This window comes from Burkholderia sp. Bp8991, from assembly GCF_003853795.1.
Classification (GTDB): Bacteria; Pseudomonadota; Gammaproteobacteria; order Burkholderiales; family Burkholderiaceae; genus Burkholderia.
The window spans coordinates 17,472-32,897 of record NZ_QTQJ01000053.1; the positions used below are offsets into that span (position 1 = coordinate 17,472).

The following is a 15,426-nucleotide window of genomic DNA, read 5'->3' on the forward strand; positions in this document are numbered from 1 at the left end:
ATTGTGTTCTTATTTGACATTCACCATACGGACGAGAAGGCGCCATGGCAGGAAATCTCGAGCGTGCGCTCGCAGTGCTGGAATTGCTGGCAAAGAACGGCGGCCGCATGCCGCTGGCTACCATTGCCGATACGCTGAACATTCCCCGCAGCGGCACGCATCGCCTGCTGTCGATGCTGATCGACGAGGGGTTCGTCCGTCAGGACGAGGAGCACGGCGAATACATGCTGGCGCTGAAGCTGGTGTCGCTCGCGCTGATCTATTTGTCGACGAGCGGGGTATTCGACATTTCCCAGCCGGTGCTCGATCGCCTGGCCGAGTCGTCGGGCGAACTGGCACGGCTGGGCGTGGTCGAGGACGATCACATCACGTTCGTCGGCAAGGCGCAGGGTGCGAAGTCCGGGCTGCGTTACGACCCGGACATGGGCAGCCAGCCGCCGCTGCATTGCACCGCGAGCGGCGAGGCGTGGCTCGCGACGCTGCCCGACGAGCGCGCGATCGAACTGGTGTCGAGGCAGGGCGGCCTCGGCGCGAAGGCGCAGAATGTACCGCGCGCACCGAAGACGATCCAGCAGTTCCTGAAGGATCTGAACGGCGCGCGCGAGCGTGGCTACGGGATGGCGATCGAGACGTACGAGGTCGGCATGACGTCGATCGCGGCGGCCGTGCGCAATCCGGTCACGAACGAAGTGGTCGGTATCGTGAGCCTCGCCGGGCCGACGAGCCGCCTGCCGGAATCGCGCCTGAAGGAACTCGCGCCGCTATTGCTCGCGGCTGCGTCGGACATGAGCGCGGCCACGCTGGGTTCGCCGTGGTTCAAGCGGACGGGCACGGCGGCTGCCCCGGCGGAAGTGGCGCCGGTCGCGGCAGCAAAGGCGACGACGCGCAGGCGTGCTTCAAAGCGCTAGTGTGTCGCGCCGGGAGGTTGGCGCGACGCGTCTCATGTGCATCGTCGGTCAGTGAATTGCTGGCGATGACCGGCGCGAACGGCAATTTGCGGTTTGCAGCCGGTACGAATCCACGGGCAGATCGAATACTCGGGGCCCTTACTGATGATCTCCAGCGCCCTCGCCGCGCCACGGGAAATCACATCGTCGAATCGCACGGGCCCCTCTCTTCTCAAGGCGAGCAGACACTGAACATTCCGCCATCCAGGTAAGCCAGGACGATATCGACGCCTCTGGCGCTTTCAATCGCGGGACACCTGCCCGGCCTCCTGTCGATGCTCGCTAGCAACGCCGTCTGCCGACCCGAGCATGATGTTATCCGGGGCCACAACAAAAAAACTTGACGATGAGAGCATATGCTCCTAATCTTCGTCTCAAGGGAGCATATGCTCTCATTTTCGAACGGAGCGAAGCGATGAACGAGCCTGAGATCCTTGTAAGCGGTGCAACCGGACGCACCGGCGGTATGGCCATTGACGAGCTGCTCAAGATGCACAAACGCGTGCGGGCCTATGTGCGCACGGATGATGATCGGGCGGCAGTCCTGAGGCAGCGCGGCGTCGATGTCGCGGTCGGCGACTTCACCGACATCGACGCGATTCGGGCAGCGATGGAAGGCATCCGCTCGGCGTATTTCCTTCATCCGATCGCGCCGGGAATCATCGGGGCCGCGGCGTATTTCGCGCAGGCAGCAAAGGAAGCGGGCGTCACGGCGATCGTCAACATGTCGCAGATTTCCGCGCGCCGGGAGTCGCTGAGCCACGCGGCACAGGATCACTGGGTCTCCGAGCAGGTCTTCGATTGGTCGGGTGTCGCGACGACGCATTTGCGCCCGACCTTCTTCGCCGATTGGCTCGTCTATCCGCATTTTGCGCGGGAGATATGGGCCACGAAGAAGATCGAATTTCCGTTTGGCGACGGCCGTCACGCGCCGATTGCCAGCGACGATCAGGGCCGCGTGATCGCCCACATCCTCGCCAGCCCCGAAGGCCACGAGGGCAAGACCTACACGCTCCACGGCCCCGTCGAGATGAACCACGTCGAGATCGCAGCCGCGATGAGCGAGGTTCTCGGCGCCCGGATCGAATACGCGCCGACTTCCATCGAGGCATTCCGGAACAAGATGGAAACCCTCTACAAGTTTCCGCCGTTCCTCACGCAGCATCTGGTCGAAGTCGCGCAGAACTACCACGACGGCATCTTCTCGGGCACCAACGACGTCGTCGAGAAGGTCACCGGAACGCCGCCGCTGTCGGTTCAGCAGTTCGTCGAGAAGTATCGGGCCGCATTCGTGTGAACACGTGCTTGAAACGAATCGGGAGGTTTGAACATGTCACCCGTCCAACCTGATCGTCATCCGTTTCTCGATGATCTGACGGCCGACGCCGAGCTGGTCAGCTCGGTGTTGCGCGCTCCCGTGATCGGGCGCGACGAAATCCGGCTCGCCGTCGACGCCGTCGGGACCTTTTACGTGTCGCAGGCGCCAACGTTCGTTCAAGTCGTCGGCTCGCGGCTTTTTCTCGAATACGAGGCCGTTCTGACGAGCGGCGAGACGTTGAGCGCGGTCGTGGTCGCCGATCGCAACGCCGACGGCTCGGTGCCGCGAGTCAGCGTGCGGATGAGCCCGCTTGGCGCCGTACTGACTCTCGCGACCCGTCTGCGGGAGTCGCTTTCGAAGCAGTTGCCGGAACACGTCTTCCTTTGAACCAGGCGCCCGCGCGCTCGTGGATGGAGTCGACACTTTCCCGGCACGCGGCTTTTGAAACAGGAGCTTGTCATGGATATCAAGAACGCTACCGTCTTCATCACCGGTGCCAATCGCGGCCTGGGCCTTGCTTTTGCGCGCGAGGCGCTTCGGCGCGGGGCGGCGAAGGTGTACGCGGGTATGCGCAACACGAGCGGTTTCGACGAGCCGGGCATCGTGCCGCTCAGGATCGATGTCACGGATCCGGCGTCGATCGCCGAGGCGGCGAAACAAGCGGCCGACACGACGCTACTGATCAACAACGCGGGCATTGCCGCGCTGATCGACGGGCCTTTGTCGGCCGACGTGGAAGCGCAGTCGGCCCGCCTGTTCGATACCAACTACCACGGCGTGGTGCGCGTCACACGGGCCTTCGAACAGATCCTGGCGGCCCGGCCGCATACCGCGATCATCAACGTGCTTTCCGACATCGTGTGGCTCCCGCGGCCCTATCTGACACCGTATGCGGCGTCGAAAGCCGCCGCCTGGAGCTACACGAACCAGCTTCGTTTTCACCTGCGCGAGCGTGGCATCCAGGTTCTCGGCCTGCACGTCGGGTTCGTGGACACCGATCTGACCAACGGCATCGACGTGCCCAAAGCCAGTCCCGAGGACGTCGTGCGACGGACCTACGACGCGCTCGCCGCCGGCAAGAGCGAGGTCATGGCCGACGAGGGGACAGCGGTGCTGAAGAGCACGCTCGCGGCCGAGATACCCGGCTACATCACGCCGCCGGCAGGGTTTTGAACACCGCAGTCGACACGGGCCGGATTCGGCGGCGAGCCGCGAGGTGCGCGGATCGTAGGCCAGCGCCGGTCGCTCCCGGCTATCATCGATAGCTACCACCGTACCTTCGCGCGACGCGCACGTAGCGTTCGCGCAATCAACCGAAATCAGGAGTGCAACCGATGTTGCCCGTGAACCAGCCGCTCGGCATCGATCAATGCAACTGCTTCGCCGTCAGGAAGGCGAGCAGGCAGATCTCCCGACTCTACGATAGCCATCTCGAGCCGTCGGGTCTGCGCATCACGCAATTCCTCACCCTGGCCGCCCTGCACGAAGTGGGAAGTACCCCCGTCAACGCCCTTGCCGAACGGCTCGATATCGAACGAACGGCGATGGGGAAAATGGTCGGCTTCCTGGAGCGCGACGGCTTCGTCACGATCAAGCCCTCGCCCACCGACGGCCGAAGCCGCCTTGTCGAACTCACCGAGGAGGGCCGGCGCCTGCACGAAAGAGCATCGCCACTCTGGCAGGCAGCGCAACGGGAGTTCGAGCGACTGAACGGTGCGGAGAATGTCACGGCGTGGCGAGAGCAGTTGAGAGGGGTGCTCGTCGGCGACGTGTCGATGGGATCGTCGCAAGATTGAGGCTTCCCGTCCGTCGCGCCCATGTCCATGTGTCGCCCGCATCGGGCATCCGGCTGTACGCAGTCGATCCCGGCTTTTCAGCGAAGGGCCTTCAAAGGCGGGGCATGCGGTTTGCATGACCGGTTGCCGGCTGTCCGCCGGCCGGGACGGCGTCGGCCGGCCAGCCCAGGCAAGCCGTCGCGATGCAGAACGCGTGCATTCGCGGCGCCGAGCTGCCGTTTCCGGCCGACCTGGCGCCTCGACGACGATCCCGCTACTTCACCGGCGTGAGAACCGGCGCGCCCTTGTTCTTGATCAGGAACACGACGAATTTCGCCGGCTTCGTACCGCTGGCGTTTCGTCCGACCGTGTGCACGTCGTCGGGACCTTCGTGGAACGTGTCGCCTGCATGGAGCGTGACCGTCTTGCCGCCGTTCAGGCCCATCACGATGCTGCCGTCGAGCACATAGACGAACGCGTGCGCGTCGTGGCGATGAACGGGGTCGACGCTGCCGGGCGGATAATCGACGACGATCATCTCCACTTCCTTGCCCGGATACTCGGGCAGCGGCTCCGTGGTCAGTTGCGTCACCTTGGCCTGCGGCGCGGCGGCAGCCGGCGGAACGGGCATCAGCAGCGACAGCGCAAGCGGTGCAAGCGCGAGCACGATGCGTTTCATGTCGTTACTCCAGGTTGGCCTTGTCGAGACCGAACATCTTGTCGAACGAGCCGGGCACCATCCGGAACGCGACGTTCAGCCGGTTCCAGCAGTTGATCGCACCGACGAGGACGGTGAGATCCGACAGTTCCTTCTCGGCAAAGTGGGCGCGCACGCGATCGTAGAGATCGTCCGGCACGCCGTGCGGCGAAAGCTGCGTCAGCGCTTCGGTCCATTCGAGCGCGGCACGTTCGCGCGGCGAGAACAGCGGCGACTCGCGCCAGATCGCGACGTGATGCGCGCGCAGTTCGCGCTCGCCGTGGATCCTGGCCATCTTGATGTGCATGTCGACGCAGAACGCGCAGCCGTTGAGCTGCGACGCGCGAATCTCGACGAGCTCGCGAACCGGCACTTCGATCGTCGTCTTCTGAAGCAGCCCGTCGAGTTCGACGAGCTTCTTCGTCAGCTCCGGCGATTGCTGAAAGTAGTTGATACGTTGCGTCATGATACGTTCTCCTGATTGCTGAAGCAGGGCTATCGGCGCTGCGCATGACCATTCATTGCGCGAGCGGCCTGGCAACCATCGTAATTGCAGGTCCCACGGGCCAGTAGTGCCGGGAAGGTGCGCACTCTATTGCCGCTTCGGAACCAATCGCGCGCCGGGTGTGGCGGCGCGCCGCCGACGTTCGTCAGTCCGACACCGCGACAACCCCGCGGATGCCCTGCCGTGCCATCTTCGTATAGGGACACAGGCGCTCCGTATCGCGGACCAGGCGTTCCGCAACCTGCCGGTCCACACCCGGCATGCGGATGGTGACGTTGGCGGCGAGCGCATATCCGCCGTCGACCGGATCGCGGCCGAACGATACTTCGACTGCGACGGTCGTGTCGCGGATGTCGATCCGCTCGCGTTGCGCGAGCAGGCTCAGCGCGCCGTGGAAGCACGCGGCGTAGCCGGCTGCGAGCAGTTGCTCGGGATTGGTGCCGCCGCCCGGGCCGCCGAGTTCGCGCGGCAGGCGCAGATCGAGGGCGAGACAGCCGTCGTCGGATCGCGCGACGCCCGATGCGCGGCCGTGTGCCGTCTTGCCGCCGGACACGGTGACCGTGGTCGTGTAGAGCGCGACGAATTCGTGTCCGCGGTATTTGTCGAGCAGTGTCGGTGACGGAGGCTGCAACCTCTCGTTCTCCATATCCCTCCCGGGTACCTGTATTGACCGACGCGCGGGTTCCGGGCCGTACGTATCGGCGCGGCGCTTGCCCGCAGGTCGTTCCCCATGACCGCCATCCGAAGGATGGTCGTCGCGCACTTGCATGCTAGGCAAAGACGCGTCGCCGGGCCAGATCGTCCCGGGATGCATGGTATTGCCCGCTTCGCACCAATGCGGCGAGAACGCCGCGTATCGGTTGCGTCGGCCGTTCCACCGGCTGCAGCGGTGCCGCCGATGGGGCAGACGCGAGCCGCCGACGCGCTACAGCGCAATGACCGTGCGGCTCGACGGATCGCCGGCGCGTTCGCCGAGCATCGCTTTCAGGTCGCGCTCGATCGTGCTGCACAGCGTGGAAATGGGCACGTCGTTCGCGCCGCCCTCGAACGGGTTCTCGGTGCTTTCGCCCACCTGCTCGAGCGAGGTGTACATCCACGAAATGGCGACGCTGCACGGCACGACGAGCCAGACCATGTTGCCGTGCATGAAGCCGCTCACGCCGTCGTTCAGCCGGTTGAATTCGTTCAGAAGACCGAACGGAAGCGACAGGCAAAAGAACCGGACGAACAGGGAGCTCACGGTCGCGTACTGGCGCGGATACGGAAAGTTCTTGAACCGTTCCGAGCGGGCCTGGAGATCGATGAAGTCGCCGATCGTCCTTTGAAGCTCCATATAAAAATTCGAATTCAGATGGCCGGCCATGTGAAGCGTCCTGAGCGACGTGCCCTGCAGGCTCAGCACGAACGTGGCGACGGAAGCGGAGGCCAGCGCCTGTTCCGTTTCGGCCGGGGACAGGTATTCCGGCAGCAATTCCCGGATGTCCTTTTCCCACTCCGGCACACGATAGAACCGGCGGTACTCCGCGTTGTAGCGTTTGCTCGTGCTTTCCCAGATCAGCGGGCGGCGCAGGTCGTAGCGCAGTGCGGTCAGCCAGGCAAGGTGCCGATAGACCAGCTTTCGGGCGCTCTCGTCGTCGCCGGCGAAGTCGCGCGCGAGCTGGCCCCAGCGGCGGCTCTTGCTCAGGATCTCGGTCCAGATTTCCAGCGCATCCATGGCGCGGTTGTAGGTCTGCACGTTCTTGAAGCCGACGATGAACGACGTCGCGGTGCCGAGCAGCGCCACGATCGTCAGCGGTATCGACAGCCATCTCACGGAGAAGAACTGATACAGCACGACCGGCACGGATCCGAAGACGAGCAGCTCGTAGATTTTCCAGCGCGTCCAGATCAGGAATTCCGAGAGCTTGTACGATTTCCCGAGATGCATGATTGGCCTCGTCGTCGAATCAGTCGACGACGGTCACGATGTTGACGGTGCCTTGCCGCGCCATCTTCGCGTACGGGCACAAGCGTTCCGCGGTACGCACCAGTTCTTCCGCGACGTTTCGATCGACGCCGGGCATCCGTACCCGGACGTCGACGAGCAACGCGTAGCCGCCGTCCATCGGATCGCGGCCGAACGAAACCTGCACCTCCACGGCGGTATCCGGCGTCTCCACTCCGGCGCGCGTCCCGAGCAGGTTGAGCGCGCCGTGGAAGCAGGCGGCGAAGCCCGCCGCGAACAGCTGCTCCGGATTGGTCCCGGTGCCGGGCCCGCCGCACTCGGTGGGCAGGCGCAGATCGACGGCGAGATTGCCGTCGTCCGAGCGGACCACGCCGGAGGCCCGGCCGTGGCCCGTCTCGCCGCCGGACACGGTGACGGTCGTGGTGTAAAGCGCTTGGAAATCCTGGCCGCGATACCGGTCGAGGAGCGAAAGCGGCGGGGCCTGCAGCGTGTTGTCATCCATGATGCGTGCTCGAATTCGGCAACGCGCGCCGACCGTCGGTCATTCGATCGTCGAAACGTGCCGCGAAGGGGGCAGGGCTGCCCGGGCAAAAAAGCGTCTTCAACGAATGACGGGCGCGGTCGATGGCATGAGGAATGCGGCAAGCGTCCGGTGCAGCCCGGCTCCGGGCTCGTCTGCGCGAGAAAGACGCTGCCATGCTAGCGGCGCGCCCAGGCGGGCGGTATGGCCGTTCCGTGCGATTGTCTGTTTCCCGTTCGACACCAATCGAACCCCCCATCCGGGATCGGCCACGCCTGTCGACGCGGCGCACGCCATCTCCGCAAGCCGCACGCCGCAAGCCGCACGCCGCGCGTCAGCCGCCGAGGCACGCAAGGAGCGTCCGTGCGTGACGGTGCGCTTCGTCCGCGTCGGCGACGTTCGCGAACCCGATGACGAGGCCGCGCGGCGTTTGCTGCGCATGGCTGTTCGTGTACCAGATCGACAGCGGCACGACCGCGAGCCCCGCGTCGCGCGCGCGTGCGGCGACGGCGACGTCGTCGACCGGCCCGTCGGGGCCGTCGGTGAACCGCACCGCGAACTGGATGCCGCCCACCGGCAGTTCGACGATCATCCGCTTGCCGAACACCTGTCGCAACGCGTTCACGATCAGCGTGCGGCGCTCGCCGTACAGCGTGCGCATGCGCTTCAGGTGCCGGGCGAAGTGCCCCTGTTCGATGAAATCCGCAAGGGCCGCCTGCAGGAGCGTCGGCGAGCCGGCGTTCATGCTGCAGGCCACGCGTTCGACGCGTTCCACCGCGCGTTCCGGCACGACCGCATACGCGAGCCGCAAGCCGGGATACATCGCCTTGCTGAAGGTGCTGCAATAAATCACGTGATCGCGCCGGTCGAGACTCTTCAGCGCCGGCAGCGGGCGGCCGAGATAGCGAAACTCGCTGTCGTAGTCGTCCTCGACGATCCAGCCCGACGTCTTTTCGGCCCAGTCCAGCAGCGCGATGCGCCGCGACAGCGACAGCGTATGGCCGAGCGGGCTCTGCTGCGACGGCGTCACGAGCGCGAAGCGCGCGTGCGCGTCCAGCTGCCGGCCGCGCTCGACGTCGATTCCGTCGGCGTCCACCGGCACCGGGACGAGTTCCACGCCGGTCTCGGACAGGAAGCTGCGTGCGAGCAGATAGCCGGGATCCTCGAACCACACACGGTCGTTCGGGCGCGCGAGGCTGCGCAGCACGAGTTCCAGCGTCGCGCGGTAGCCGCCGGTGACGAACACCTGTTCGGGCACGCAGGTGACGCCGCGCGACAGCCCGAGATAGGTGGCGATGTGCTCGCGCAGCGGCCGGTAGCCGGCCGGATTCGGGTAGCCCAGCAGCGCGCGGTCGGCGCTGCGCGCGCGCAGCGACACGAGCCGGTGCCATACCTTGCGCGGAAATGCGTCGAGCGCGGGCAGCCCGGGCTGCAGCGGGCGCGGCTCGCCGCTCAGCGCGACGGCGATCGGTTGCGCGCGCGGCGGCGGCGGGCTGTCGCGTGACATGCCCGGCGGCTGGGGCCGGCCGGCGTCCTCGGCGTGCCGGGCCGGATCGTCGGCACGCGAGGACGCCGCCCGCGTCACCGATTTCGGCAGCGACGGCGAGACGAACGTGCCGGCCGCGCCGCGCATCTGCAGATAGCCCTCGTCGACCAGGATCGTGTACGCCTGTTCGACGGTGCCGCGCGCGGTGTTCAGCTGCGTCGCGAGGCCGCGCAGCGCGGGCACGCGATCGCCGGGACGCAGGTGGCCCGCGGCGATCGCGGTTCTGAACCGCTCGCAGATCTGCAGATAGATCGGCAACCGATGCTGCCGGTCGATTTCGATGGTCAGGGTGGAGGGTTGCTCAGACATGACGGTCTCGCGGATGACGGGGACAGGCACGGCATGGATCAGTCCGATCGACGATTCTTGGCACTGCTGGATAGGACATGATTCTTCCACAATTGCGCCAAGCGATGGACGGTCATCGCCGCGTTCACCCGATCCGGCAGCCGTCACGCCCCGTCAGATTCCACTGCAATCCATTCGTCAGGAGATTTTGCGATGAAGATCGTCGTCATCGGCGGTTCGGGCCTGATCGGCTCGCGTGTCGTCACGCTGCTCGAGGAAGCCGGCCACCAGGCGCTCGCCGCATCGCCGCGCACCGGCGTCAATACCATCACCGGAGAAGGCCTGACCGATGCATTGACGGCCGCGGACGTCGTCGTGGACGTCGCGAATGCGCCGTCATGGGAGCCGCAGGCGGTGCTCGATTTCTTCCGCACGTCGGCCCGCAATCTCGGCAAGGCCGAAGTGGCCGCGGGCGTGCGCCATCACGTCGCGCTGTCGATCGTCGGCTGCGACCGCATGCCGGAGAACGGCTATTTCCTGGCCAAGGTCGCGCAGGAGCAGGCGATCGAGGCGGCGGGCGTGCCGTACACGATCGTGCGCGCGACGCAGTTCATGGAATTCATCGGCGGCATCGCGGATGCCGGCACGGAAGACGGCACCGTACGCATCGGCGACGGGCTGTTCCAGCCGATCGCCGCGGAGGACGTATCGGCCCTCGTCGCGCAGGCCGCGCTCGCCGGGCCGCAGAACGGCACGATCGAGATCGCGGGCCCGGATCGCGCGCCGTTCGCGGAAATCGTCGCGCGCTATCTGAAGTCGGTCGGCGATACACGCGCGGTGGTGACCGATCGCGACGCCCGCTATTTCGGCGGCCGCGTCGAGGCAACGTCGCTGGTGCCGCTCGGCGCGGCACGGCTCGGGCGCATCGGCCTCGACGCGTGGCTGGCGGGGCGCTGAATCGCGTTCGCACGCAGGCGGTCGGCCGGCGCATGCCGGCGACGCGCCGATCCGTATGAGCAGCATGCTTGGGGGCAGCGGAAATGAATCATTCGGAAACATCGGAGCACGGCGTTCGTCGCGACCTGGCCGGTCGCGCCGATGCGCTGTCGGCGAGCTTCGGTGCGAGCTATGCGGGCATCCTCGCGTTCGTTGCGGTGGCGAGCGAGGGGAGCTTCACGAAGGCCGCCGAACTGCTCGGCGTCGGGCGGCCGGCCGTGAGCCGCAACGTGCAGAAGCTGGAGGCGCAACTGAGTACGCGGCTGTTCCAGCGGACCACGCGCACGACCGAGCTGACGTGCGAGGGCCGGCGCTTCTTCGAGAACTGCCATCAGGGCGTCGCGCAGATCGTCGAAGCGATGAACGACATGCTGGAGTTGCGGCAGGGGCCGCCGCGCGGCCTCATCCGCATCAGCTCGGCCGCGGGGTTCGGCAGGAAGATCGTGGCGCCGCTGCTGGAAAAGTTCGCGGACGCCTATCCGGACATCATCGTCGATCTGCTGCTCGACGACCGGCCCGTCGACCTGGTGTCCGAGCGGATCGACGTGTCGTTCCGCAACGGGCGCATCGAGGACTCCAGCATCATCGCCCGGCAACTGATTCCGATGCAGATGGCGCTCTGCGCGGCGCCGTCGTATGTGGCGGCGCACGGGCTCCCGCAACGCATCGAGGACCTCGACCGCCATGAGTGCATCAATTTCCGGTTCGCGAGCGGGCGCCTGTTCGAATGGGAATTCAACGTGGACGGCCGCGTGCAGAAGTACCTGCCGACGGCGCGCCGCACGTTCAACGACGCCGATCTCGTGTTGCGCGCGGTGCTGAACGGATCGGGCATCGCGCAGATGGCCGGCTACCAGATCCGCGACCATCTCGCGTCGAACGAACTCGTCGTCGCGCTGGCGCAGCATGTGCCGCAGGATCGCGGCCACTACATCTGCTATCTGAGCCGGCAACACCTGCCGACACGCATCCGGATCTTCGTCGACTTCATGACCGAGCAGATCCGCGCGCTCGACCTGAACTGCATGACGCGGTTCAATCCGGAGATTCCGGTGGATGCGGCGGATGCGGCGCAGTGGCTGGCTGCCTGACGATTCGAGATGGCCGGATGCGCGCCCCGGCACGTCGACGCATCGCCGAATCGCGCCCCGCGCCTGCCCGTCGACCCGCCGCGCCGGCCTAGAACGAATACGCCAATGACGCGAACAGGCTGCGCGGCGCGCCAGGCGTGACCCACAGGCTGTTGTACGAGCTGACGTAGTACGTGCGGTTGAACAGGTTGTTCAGCACGACCGACGCGCGCAGGTGCTTGTTGACCTGCACGTAGCCGTTGAGCTGCACGGTCGCGTAGGCGGGCAGGTCGAAGCCGTCCTGCGTGTTCGCGGTGTTGCCCGCGCGGCGCCCGACGTAGACCACGCCCGCGCCCGCGCCGGCCTTGTCGACGAGCGGCAGCGCGGTTTCGTACATCAGCAGCGCGCTGCCGCTCAGGCGCGGAATGTCGACGAGGCGCGCGCCCGGCGTCAGGACGGTGTCGCGCGTGACCTGCGCGTCGACGTAGGCGAGGTTGACGATGCCGCGCAAGCCGTGGCCCAGTTCGCCGTTCCATTCGAATTCGACGCCGCGGCTGCGCACTTCGCCGGCCGCACGCGAGAACCCGGCATTCGCCGGATCGGCAGTCAGCACGTTGCGCTTGTTCACGTAGAACGCGGCGACGGTCGCGAGCCAGCGCGTGCCGGCCCACTTCACGCCGGCTTCGTAGCCGTGCCCCTTCTCGGGATCGAACGCGCGGCCGTTCGCGTCGGCGCCGTTGTTCGGCCGGAACGAGTACGCGGTGTTCGCATACAGCGACAGCGCGGCGCTTGCCTCGTACACGATGCCGAGCCGCGGGCTCAGCGCCGTTTGCAGCTGGCTCGTCGTCACGCCCTTCAGGCGATTCTCGACCGACTGGTGAAAGCGGTCCCAGCGCAGCCCGGCGAGCACTTTCCAGTGCGGCCCGAACGCGAGCGTGTCCTGCGCGTACAGGCCCTGGCCGTCGTCGCGCTCGAGCAGGTTCGTCGCGGTGCGCGGCACGGGCGCCGGCTGGCCGTACACCGGATCGAAGATGTCGATCGCATACGGCGCCGCGGCCGTCGGCGTCGAGCGCGCGACGAACTGGTCGTAGTTGAAGCGATACGCATCGACGCCCATCACGAACGCATGGTCGATGGCGCCCGTGCGGGCCTTGCCGGCCACTTCGACGCGCCCCTGCACGTCGTTCGAGTGAAACGCGACCTGCCGGTAGCGGCGCCACAGCGTTCGGCCATCCGGCTGCAGCGCGAACGCTTCGGACGAGCGGCCGGACAGGTCGGTGTCGCGCTGCGCGAAGCCGGCGTTGACCGACCAGTCGGCATCGAAGCGATGTTCGAGCGTGAACTGGTGCCCCGAGTTGCGCACGTCGTAGTCGCCGTCGCGCGGCTCGCCCAGGAACCGCGACGCCGGCACCGCACCGAGCTGGCCGCCGACCGCGACCACGCCGCGATCGAGCGGCGCGCGCTGGCGCGCGGTCTCGAATTCGTAGTGGAGCGTCGTGTCGGCGCCGATATCCCAGGTGAACGACGGCGCGAACAGGTAGCGCTTGCTCGACACCGTGTCGCGGAAGCTGCCGTTGTCCTCGTTCATCGCGACGAAGCGGTACGCGAGCGACTGCGTGACGGGGCCGGTCGAATCGAGCGTCTCGCGCAGCGCGCCGTAGCTGCCGGCCGACACGCCGATCGTGTTCGAGCGCTTGAACTGCGGCTGCTTCGTCGCGTAGCTGATGAGCCCGCCGGGGTCGCCGCGGCCGTACAGCGCGGACGCGGGGCCCTTGAGGACTTCCATGCGCTCGAGCGTCGCGGTGTCGCGCGGCACGCTGATGCCGCGATTCCACGAGAAGCCGTTGACGAGGTAGTCGGTGCCGGACGTGTTGCCGTCGCCGGCAAAGCCGCGCACCGCGTAGTTGTCCCACAGCCCGCCGAAGTTGTTCTGCCGCGCGACGCCGGCGACCCAGTCGTACAGGTCTTCGCCGCGGGTGGCGGCCACGGTCTGGATCAGTTTCGTATCGACGCTGCTGACCGCGAATGGGATCTCCATCACGTCCGCCTCGGTGCGCGTCGCGCTCGTCGAGTCGGGCGCGCGAAACGGTGCCTTCGTGCGCTGCGCCGAGATCTCGACGGCCGGAAGCACCAGCTCCTGCGCATTGGCGACGTTCAGCCCGACCGTGCCGACGGCGATGGCCATCGGTGCGGCCGCCCAGTTCTTTCTGCTCATACCCGTCCCTGAGAAATTGGTTCGCGTTCGGGCACCACGAGCCGCGTTGCGCCGGCATCCGTGTTCCAAACGGTACATTTGCGCGCCGGAATTTAATGCAAATGAGAGTTATTTTCAATCGTAAGTTTGCGGTTGTTGTGTCCGGGTTGAATCGCGCTGGGACGCCCATCGGCATGACTGGCGGATCGGCGCGCGGCGCAGCACCGTGCCGGCCTCGCGGCTGACGGCCGGCCTGCGATGGGGCGGTCCGACGGCTAGTCGGGGACGACCGCGGAATTCCGCGCTCGGCGCGGCCGTCGATCTGCTGAAACGCATCGGCGGCACGGCGCTCCTGTCCGAGACGCCGGAAATCCACGGCGCGGAGCATCGGCTGATCGCGCGCGCGGCTTCGCGCGACGAGGCCGGCCGTCTGGTCGACAGGTTTCAGGTGGGAGCGCTACGTCGCCGACGACGGCGGAGAAAGGAACGACAACCGTTTTCCTCACTGCGGGATTCGTCGACCGCATGACCGGGCAGGTCCGCGTACGCGAGCGGCGCTCGCATGACGCGGTTCAGTCCGGAAGTTCCGGCGATGGCGATGGCGGAGACGGCGGCACGGCCGGCGTGTCGCCGCAGCGCCACGCGCGTTCGTCCGCGATCCAGTCGCCGAACAACTGGATCTTCTGCTGCTGTTCGGACCCGCGCGGATACACGAAGTAATAGCCCATCCCCGTTGGCAACGATACGTTGAACGGCATCACGAGCCGGTGCGCGGCCACGCTCTCGTCAACCAGCGTCCTGTCGCCGATCGCGATGCCGTAACCGTCGATCGCCGCGTGTGTGGCGAGATCCAGCGTCTCGAAGCTCAACCCGCGCGTCGAGTCGACGTGCGGCGCGCCCGCATGGTCGAGCCACCGCTTCCAGTCGCGGTGATCGCGCGTCGGATGCAGCAGCGTGTGACGGAGCAGGTCGTCGAGACTCGCGAGCGGTTGCCGCTCCAGCAGGCTCGGCGCACAGACAGGCGTGAGCCGTTCCTCGAACAACGGGATCGCATGCATGTCGGGGCCGGCGCCGGGCGCGTAGATCACCGCGGCGTCGAACGGCTCCATGCGGAAATCGACGTGATGCTCCCAGGTGGTGGTGATCTGCACCTGGAGTTCGGGATGCTCGGCCTGGAACCGCATGATGCGCGGCAGCATCCACTGCATCATGCAGGTCGGCACCTTCAGCGCGAGTTCGGTGCGCCTGCGCGACAGGCGCATCGACACTTCCTCGATGCGCGCGAAGCTTTCGCGCACGGTCGGCAACAGGAGCTCGCCCTCGGCCGTCAGCGTCAGCCCCTTGGGCGTGCGCTTGAACAGCGGAAACTGATAGAAGCTTTCGAGCGCGAGGATTTGCCGGCTCACGGCGCCCTGCGTCAGGCACAGGTGCCCGGCGGCGCGCGTGAAGCTGCCGTGTCGCGCGACGACGTCGAAGACCTGCAGCGCATTGAGGGAAGGCAGTCGTTTCATCGGGAGCATCGGCATGGAACGGGCGGCGGCGCGGGATCGCTCAGTGCAGGATTTTCGCGAGGAAGTCCTTCGCGCGGTCCGACTTCGGATTCGAGAAGAAATCGTCCTTGCGGT

At 66.5% G+C, this 15,426-nt stretch carries 16 protein-coding genes; 8 read left to right on the forward strand and 8 right to left on the reverse strand.

Annotated elements, in window-relative coordinates:
* Window positions 1–44: 44 nt before the first annotated feature.
* From DIE02_RS34030 to DIE02_RS34050, 5 genes are all read left to right on the forward strand, one after another.
* A complete protein-coding gene (locus DIE02_RS34030; RefSeq protein ID WP_124522708.1) occupies window positions 45–908 on the forward strand; it encodes an IclR family transcriptional regulator in 864 nt (287 codons plus the stop codon).
* 454 nt (window positions 909–1,362) lie between these two features.
* Window positions 1,363–2,244, forward strand: coding sequence for an NmrA family NAD(P)-binding protein (locus DIE02_RS34035; protein WP_124522710.1), 882 nt, complete (start codon window positions 1,363–1,365; stop codon window positions 2,242–2,244).
* Between the two features lie 33 nt (window positions 2,245–2,277).
* On the forward strand, window positions 2,278–2,652 hold the full coding sequence (locus DIE02_RS34040) for a hypothetical protein (protein ID WP_124530273.1): 375 nt from the start codon (window positions 2,278–2,280) through the stop codon (window positions 2,650–2,652).
* A gap of 72 nt (window positions 2,653–2,724) precedes the next feature.
* The gene (locus DIE02_RS34045) at window positions 2,725–3,438 is read left to right on the forward strand and encodes an SDR family oxidoreductase (protein ID WP_124522714.1); all 714 of its coding nucleotides are present in this window, start codon (window positions 2,725–2,727) and stop codon (window positions 3,436–3,438) included.
* 161 nt (window positions 3,439–3,599) lie between these two features.
* A complete protein-coding gene (locus DIE02_RS34050) occupies window positions 3,600–4,061 on the forward strand; it encodes a MarR family winged helix-turn-helix transcriptional regulator (RefSeq protein WP_124522716.1) in 462 nt (153 codons plus the stop codon).
* 253 nt (window positions 4,062–4,314) lie between these two features.
* Here DIE02_RS34050 and DIE02_RS34055 read toward each other — a convergent pair whose 3' ends face one another.
* The 6 genes from DIE02_RS34055 to DIE02_RS34080 form a co-directional block, all read right to left on the reverse strand.
* Window positions 4,315–4,719 (reverse strand): cupin domain-containing protein, encoded by a 405-nt coding sequence (locus DIE02_RS34055; RefSeq protein ID WP_124522718.1) that lies wholly within the window; start codon window positions 4,717–4,719, stop codon window positions 4,315–4,317.
* A gap of 4 nt (window positions 4,720–4,723) precedes the next feature.
* Window positions 4,724–5,203 (reverse strand): carboxymuconolactone decarboxylase family protein, encoded by a 480-nt coding sequence (locus DIE02_RS34060; RefSeq protein ID WP_124530274.1) that lies wholly within the window; start codon window positions 5,201–5,203, stop codon window positions 4,724–4,726.
* A 184-nt stretch (window positions 5,204–5,387) separates the two neighbouring features.
* Window positions 5,388–5,888 carry an Ohr family peroxiredoxin gene (locus DIE02_RS34065; RefSeq protein WP_124522780.1) on the reverse strand — a complete coding sequence of 167 codons (501 nt, stop codon included), beginning with the start codon at window positions 5,886–5,888 and terminating at the stop codon, window positions 5,388–5,390.
* Window positions 5,889–6,167: 279 nt separating this feature from the next.
* A complete protein-coding gene (locus DIE02_RS34070; RefSeq protein ID WP_124530275.1) occupies window positions 6,168–7,169 on the reverse strand; it encodes a bestrophin family protein in 1,002 nt (333 codons plus the stop codon).
* A gap of 19 nt (window positions 7,170–7,188) precedes the next feature.
* Window positions 7,189–7,689: an Ohr family peroxiredoxin gene (locus DIE02_RS34075; protein WP_124522721.1), complete on the reverse strand. Its 501-nt coding sequence runs from the start codon at window positions 7,687–7,689 to the stop codon at window positions 7,189–7,191.
* Between the two features lie 352 nt (window positions 7,690–8,041).
* Window positions 8,042–9,562 (reverse strand): PLP-dependent aminotransferase family protein, encoded by a 1,521-nt coding sequence (locus DIE02_RS34080; RefSeq protein WP_124530278.1) that lies wholly within the window; start codon window positions 9,560–9,562, stop codon window positions 8,042–8,044.
* Window positions 9,563–9,754: 192 nt separating this feature from the next.
* Between DIE02_RS34080 and DIE02_RS34085 the strand changes: the two genes are divergently transcribed.
* Together DIE02_RS34085 and DIE02_RS34090 are read left to right on the forward strand one after the other, a co-directional pair.
* The gene (locus tag DIE02_RS34085) at window positions 9,755–10,498 is read left to right on the forward strand and encodes an SDR family oxidoreductase (protein ID WP_124530276.1); all 744 of its coding nucleotides are present in this window, start codon (window positions 9,755–9,757) and stop codon (window positions 10,496–10,498) included.
* Window positions 10,499–10,581: 83 nt separating this feature from the next.
* Window positions 10,582–11,628 (forward strand): LysR family transcriptional regulator, encoded by a 1,047-nt coding sequence (locus DIE02_RS34090; protein ID WP_124522724.1) that lies wholly within the window; start codon window positions 10,582–10,584, stop codon window positions 11,626–11,628.
* A gap of 88 nt (window positions 11,629–11,716) precedes the next feature.
* Here DIE02_RS34090 and DIE02_RS34095 read toward each other — a convergent pair whose 3' ends face one another.
* Window positions 11,717–13,822 carry a TonB-dependent siderophore receptor gene (locus tag DIE02_RS34095; RefSeq protein ID WP_124530277.1) on the reverse strand — a complete coding sequence of 702 codons (2,106 nt, stop codon included), beginning with the start codon at window positions 13,820–13,822 and terminating at the stop codon, window positions 11,717–11,719.
* A gap of 205 nt (window positions 13,823–14,027) precedes the next feature.
* Here DIE02_RS34095 and DIE02_RS34100 point away from each other — a divergent pair, with 205 nt between their 5' ends.
* Window positions 14,028–14,330, forward strand: a complete 303-nt coding sequence (locus DIE02_RS34100; RefSeq protein ID WP_260426292.1) for a UxaA family hydrolase — start codon at window positions 14,028–14,030, stop codon at window positions 14,328–14,330.
* Between the two features lie 43 nt (window positions 14,331–14,373).
* Here DIE02_RS34100 and DIE02_RS34105 read toward each other — a convergent pair whose 3' ends face one another.
* Window positions 14,374–15,312 carry a LysR substrate-binding domain-containing protein gene (locus DIE02_RS34105; protein WP_260429074.1) on the reverse strand — a complete coding sequence of 313 codons (939 nt, stop codon included), beginning with the start codon at window positions 15,310–15,312 and terminating at the stop codon, window positions 14,374–14,376.
* Window positions 15,313–15,426: the final 114 nt, after the last annotated feature.

Coding starts and splice junctions, on each gene's coding strand:
- DIE02_RS34035 (WP_124522710.1), top strand. CDS start 1,363: ATGAACGAGCCTGAGATCCTTGTAAGCGGTGCAACCGGACGCACCGGC.
- DIE02_RS34065 (WP_124522780.1), bottom strand. CDS start 5,888: ATGGAGAACGAGAGGTTGCAGCCTCCGTCACCGACACTGCTCGACAAA.
- DIE02_RS34040 (WP_124530273.1), top strand. CDS start 2,278: ATGTCACCCGTCCAACCTGATCGTCATCCGTTTCTCGATGATCTGACG.
- DIE02_RS34050 (WP_124522716.1), top strand. CDS start 3,600: ATGTTGCCCGTGAACCAGCCGCTCGGCATCGATCAATGCAACTGCTTC.
- DIE02_RS34080 (WP_124530278.1), bottom strand. CDS start 9,562: ATGTCTGAGCAACCCTCCACCCTGACCATCGAAATCGACCGGCAGCAT.
- DIE02_RS34070 (WP_124530275.1), bottom strand. CDS start 7,169: ATGCATCTCGGGAAATCGTACAAGCTCTCGGAATTCCTGATCTGGACG.
- DIE02_RS34055 (WP_124522718.1), bottom strand. CDS start 4,719: ATGAAACGCATCGTGCTCGCGCTTGCACCGCTTGCGCTGTCGCTGCTG.
- DIE02_RS34090 (WP_124522724.1), top strand. CDS start 10,582: ATGAATCATTCGGAAACATCGGAGCACGGCGTTCGTCGCGACCTGGCC.
- DIE02_RS34060 (WP_124530274.1), bottom strand. CDS start 5,203: ATGACGCAACGTATCAACTACTTTCAGCAATCGCCGGAGCTGACGAAG.
- DIE02_RS34030 (WP_124522708.1), top strand. CDS start 45: ATGGCAGGAAATCTCGAGCGTGCGCTCGCAGTGCTGGAATTGCTGGCA.
- DIE02_RS34085 (WP_124530276.1), top strand. CDS start 9,755: ATGAAGATCGTCGTCATCGGCGGTTCGGGCCTGATCGGCTCGCGTGTC.
- DIE02_RS34075 (WP_124522721.1), bottom strand. CDS start 7,689: ATGGATGACAACACGCTGCAGGCCCCGCCGCTTTCGCTCCTCGACCGG.
- DIE02_RS34045 (WP_124522714.1), top strand. CDS start 2,725: ATGGATATCAAGAACGCTACCGTCTTCATCACCGGTGCCAATCGCGGC.
- DIE02_RS34095 (WP_124530277.1), bottom strand. CDS start 13,822: ATGAGCAGAAAGAACTGGGCGGCCGCACCGATGGCCATCGCCGTCGGC.
- DIE02_RS34105 (WP_260429074.1), bottom strand. CDS start 15,312: ATGAAACGACTGCCTTCCCTCAATGCGCTGCAGGTCTTCGACGTCGTC.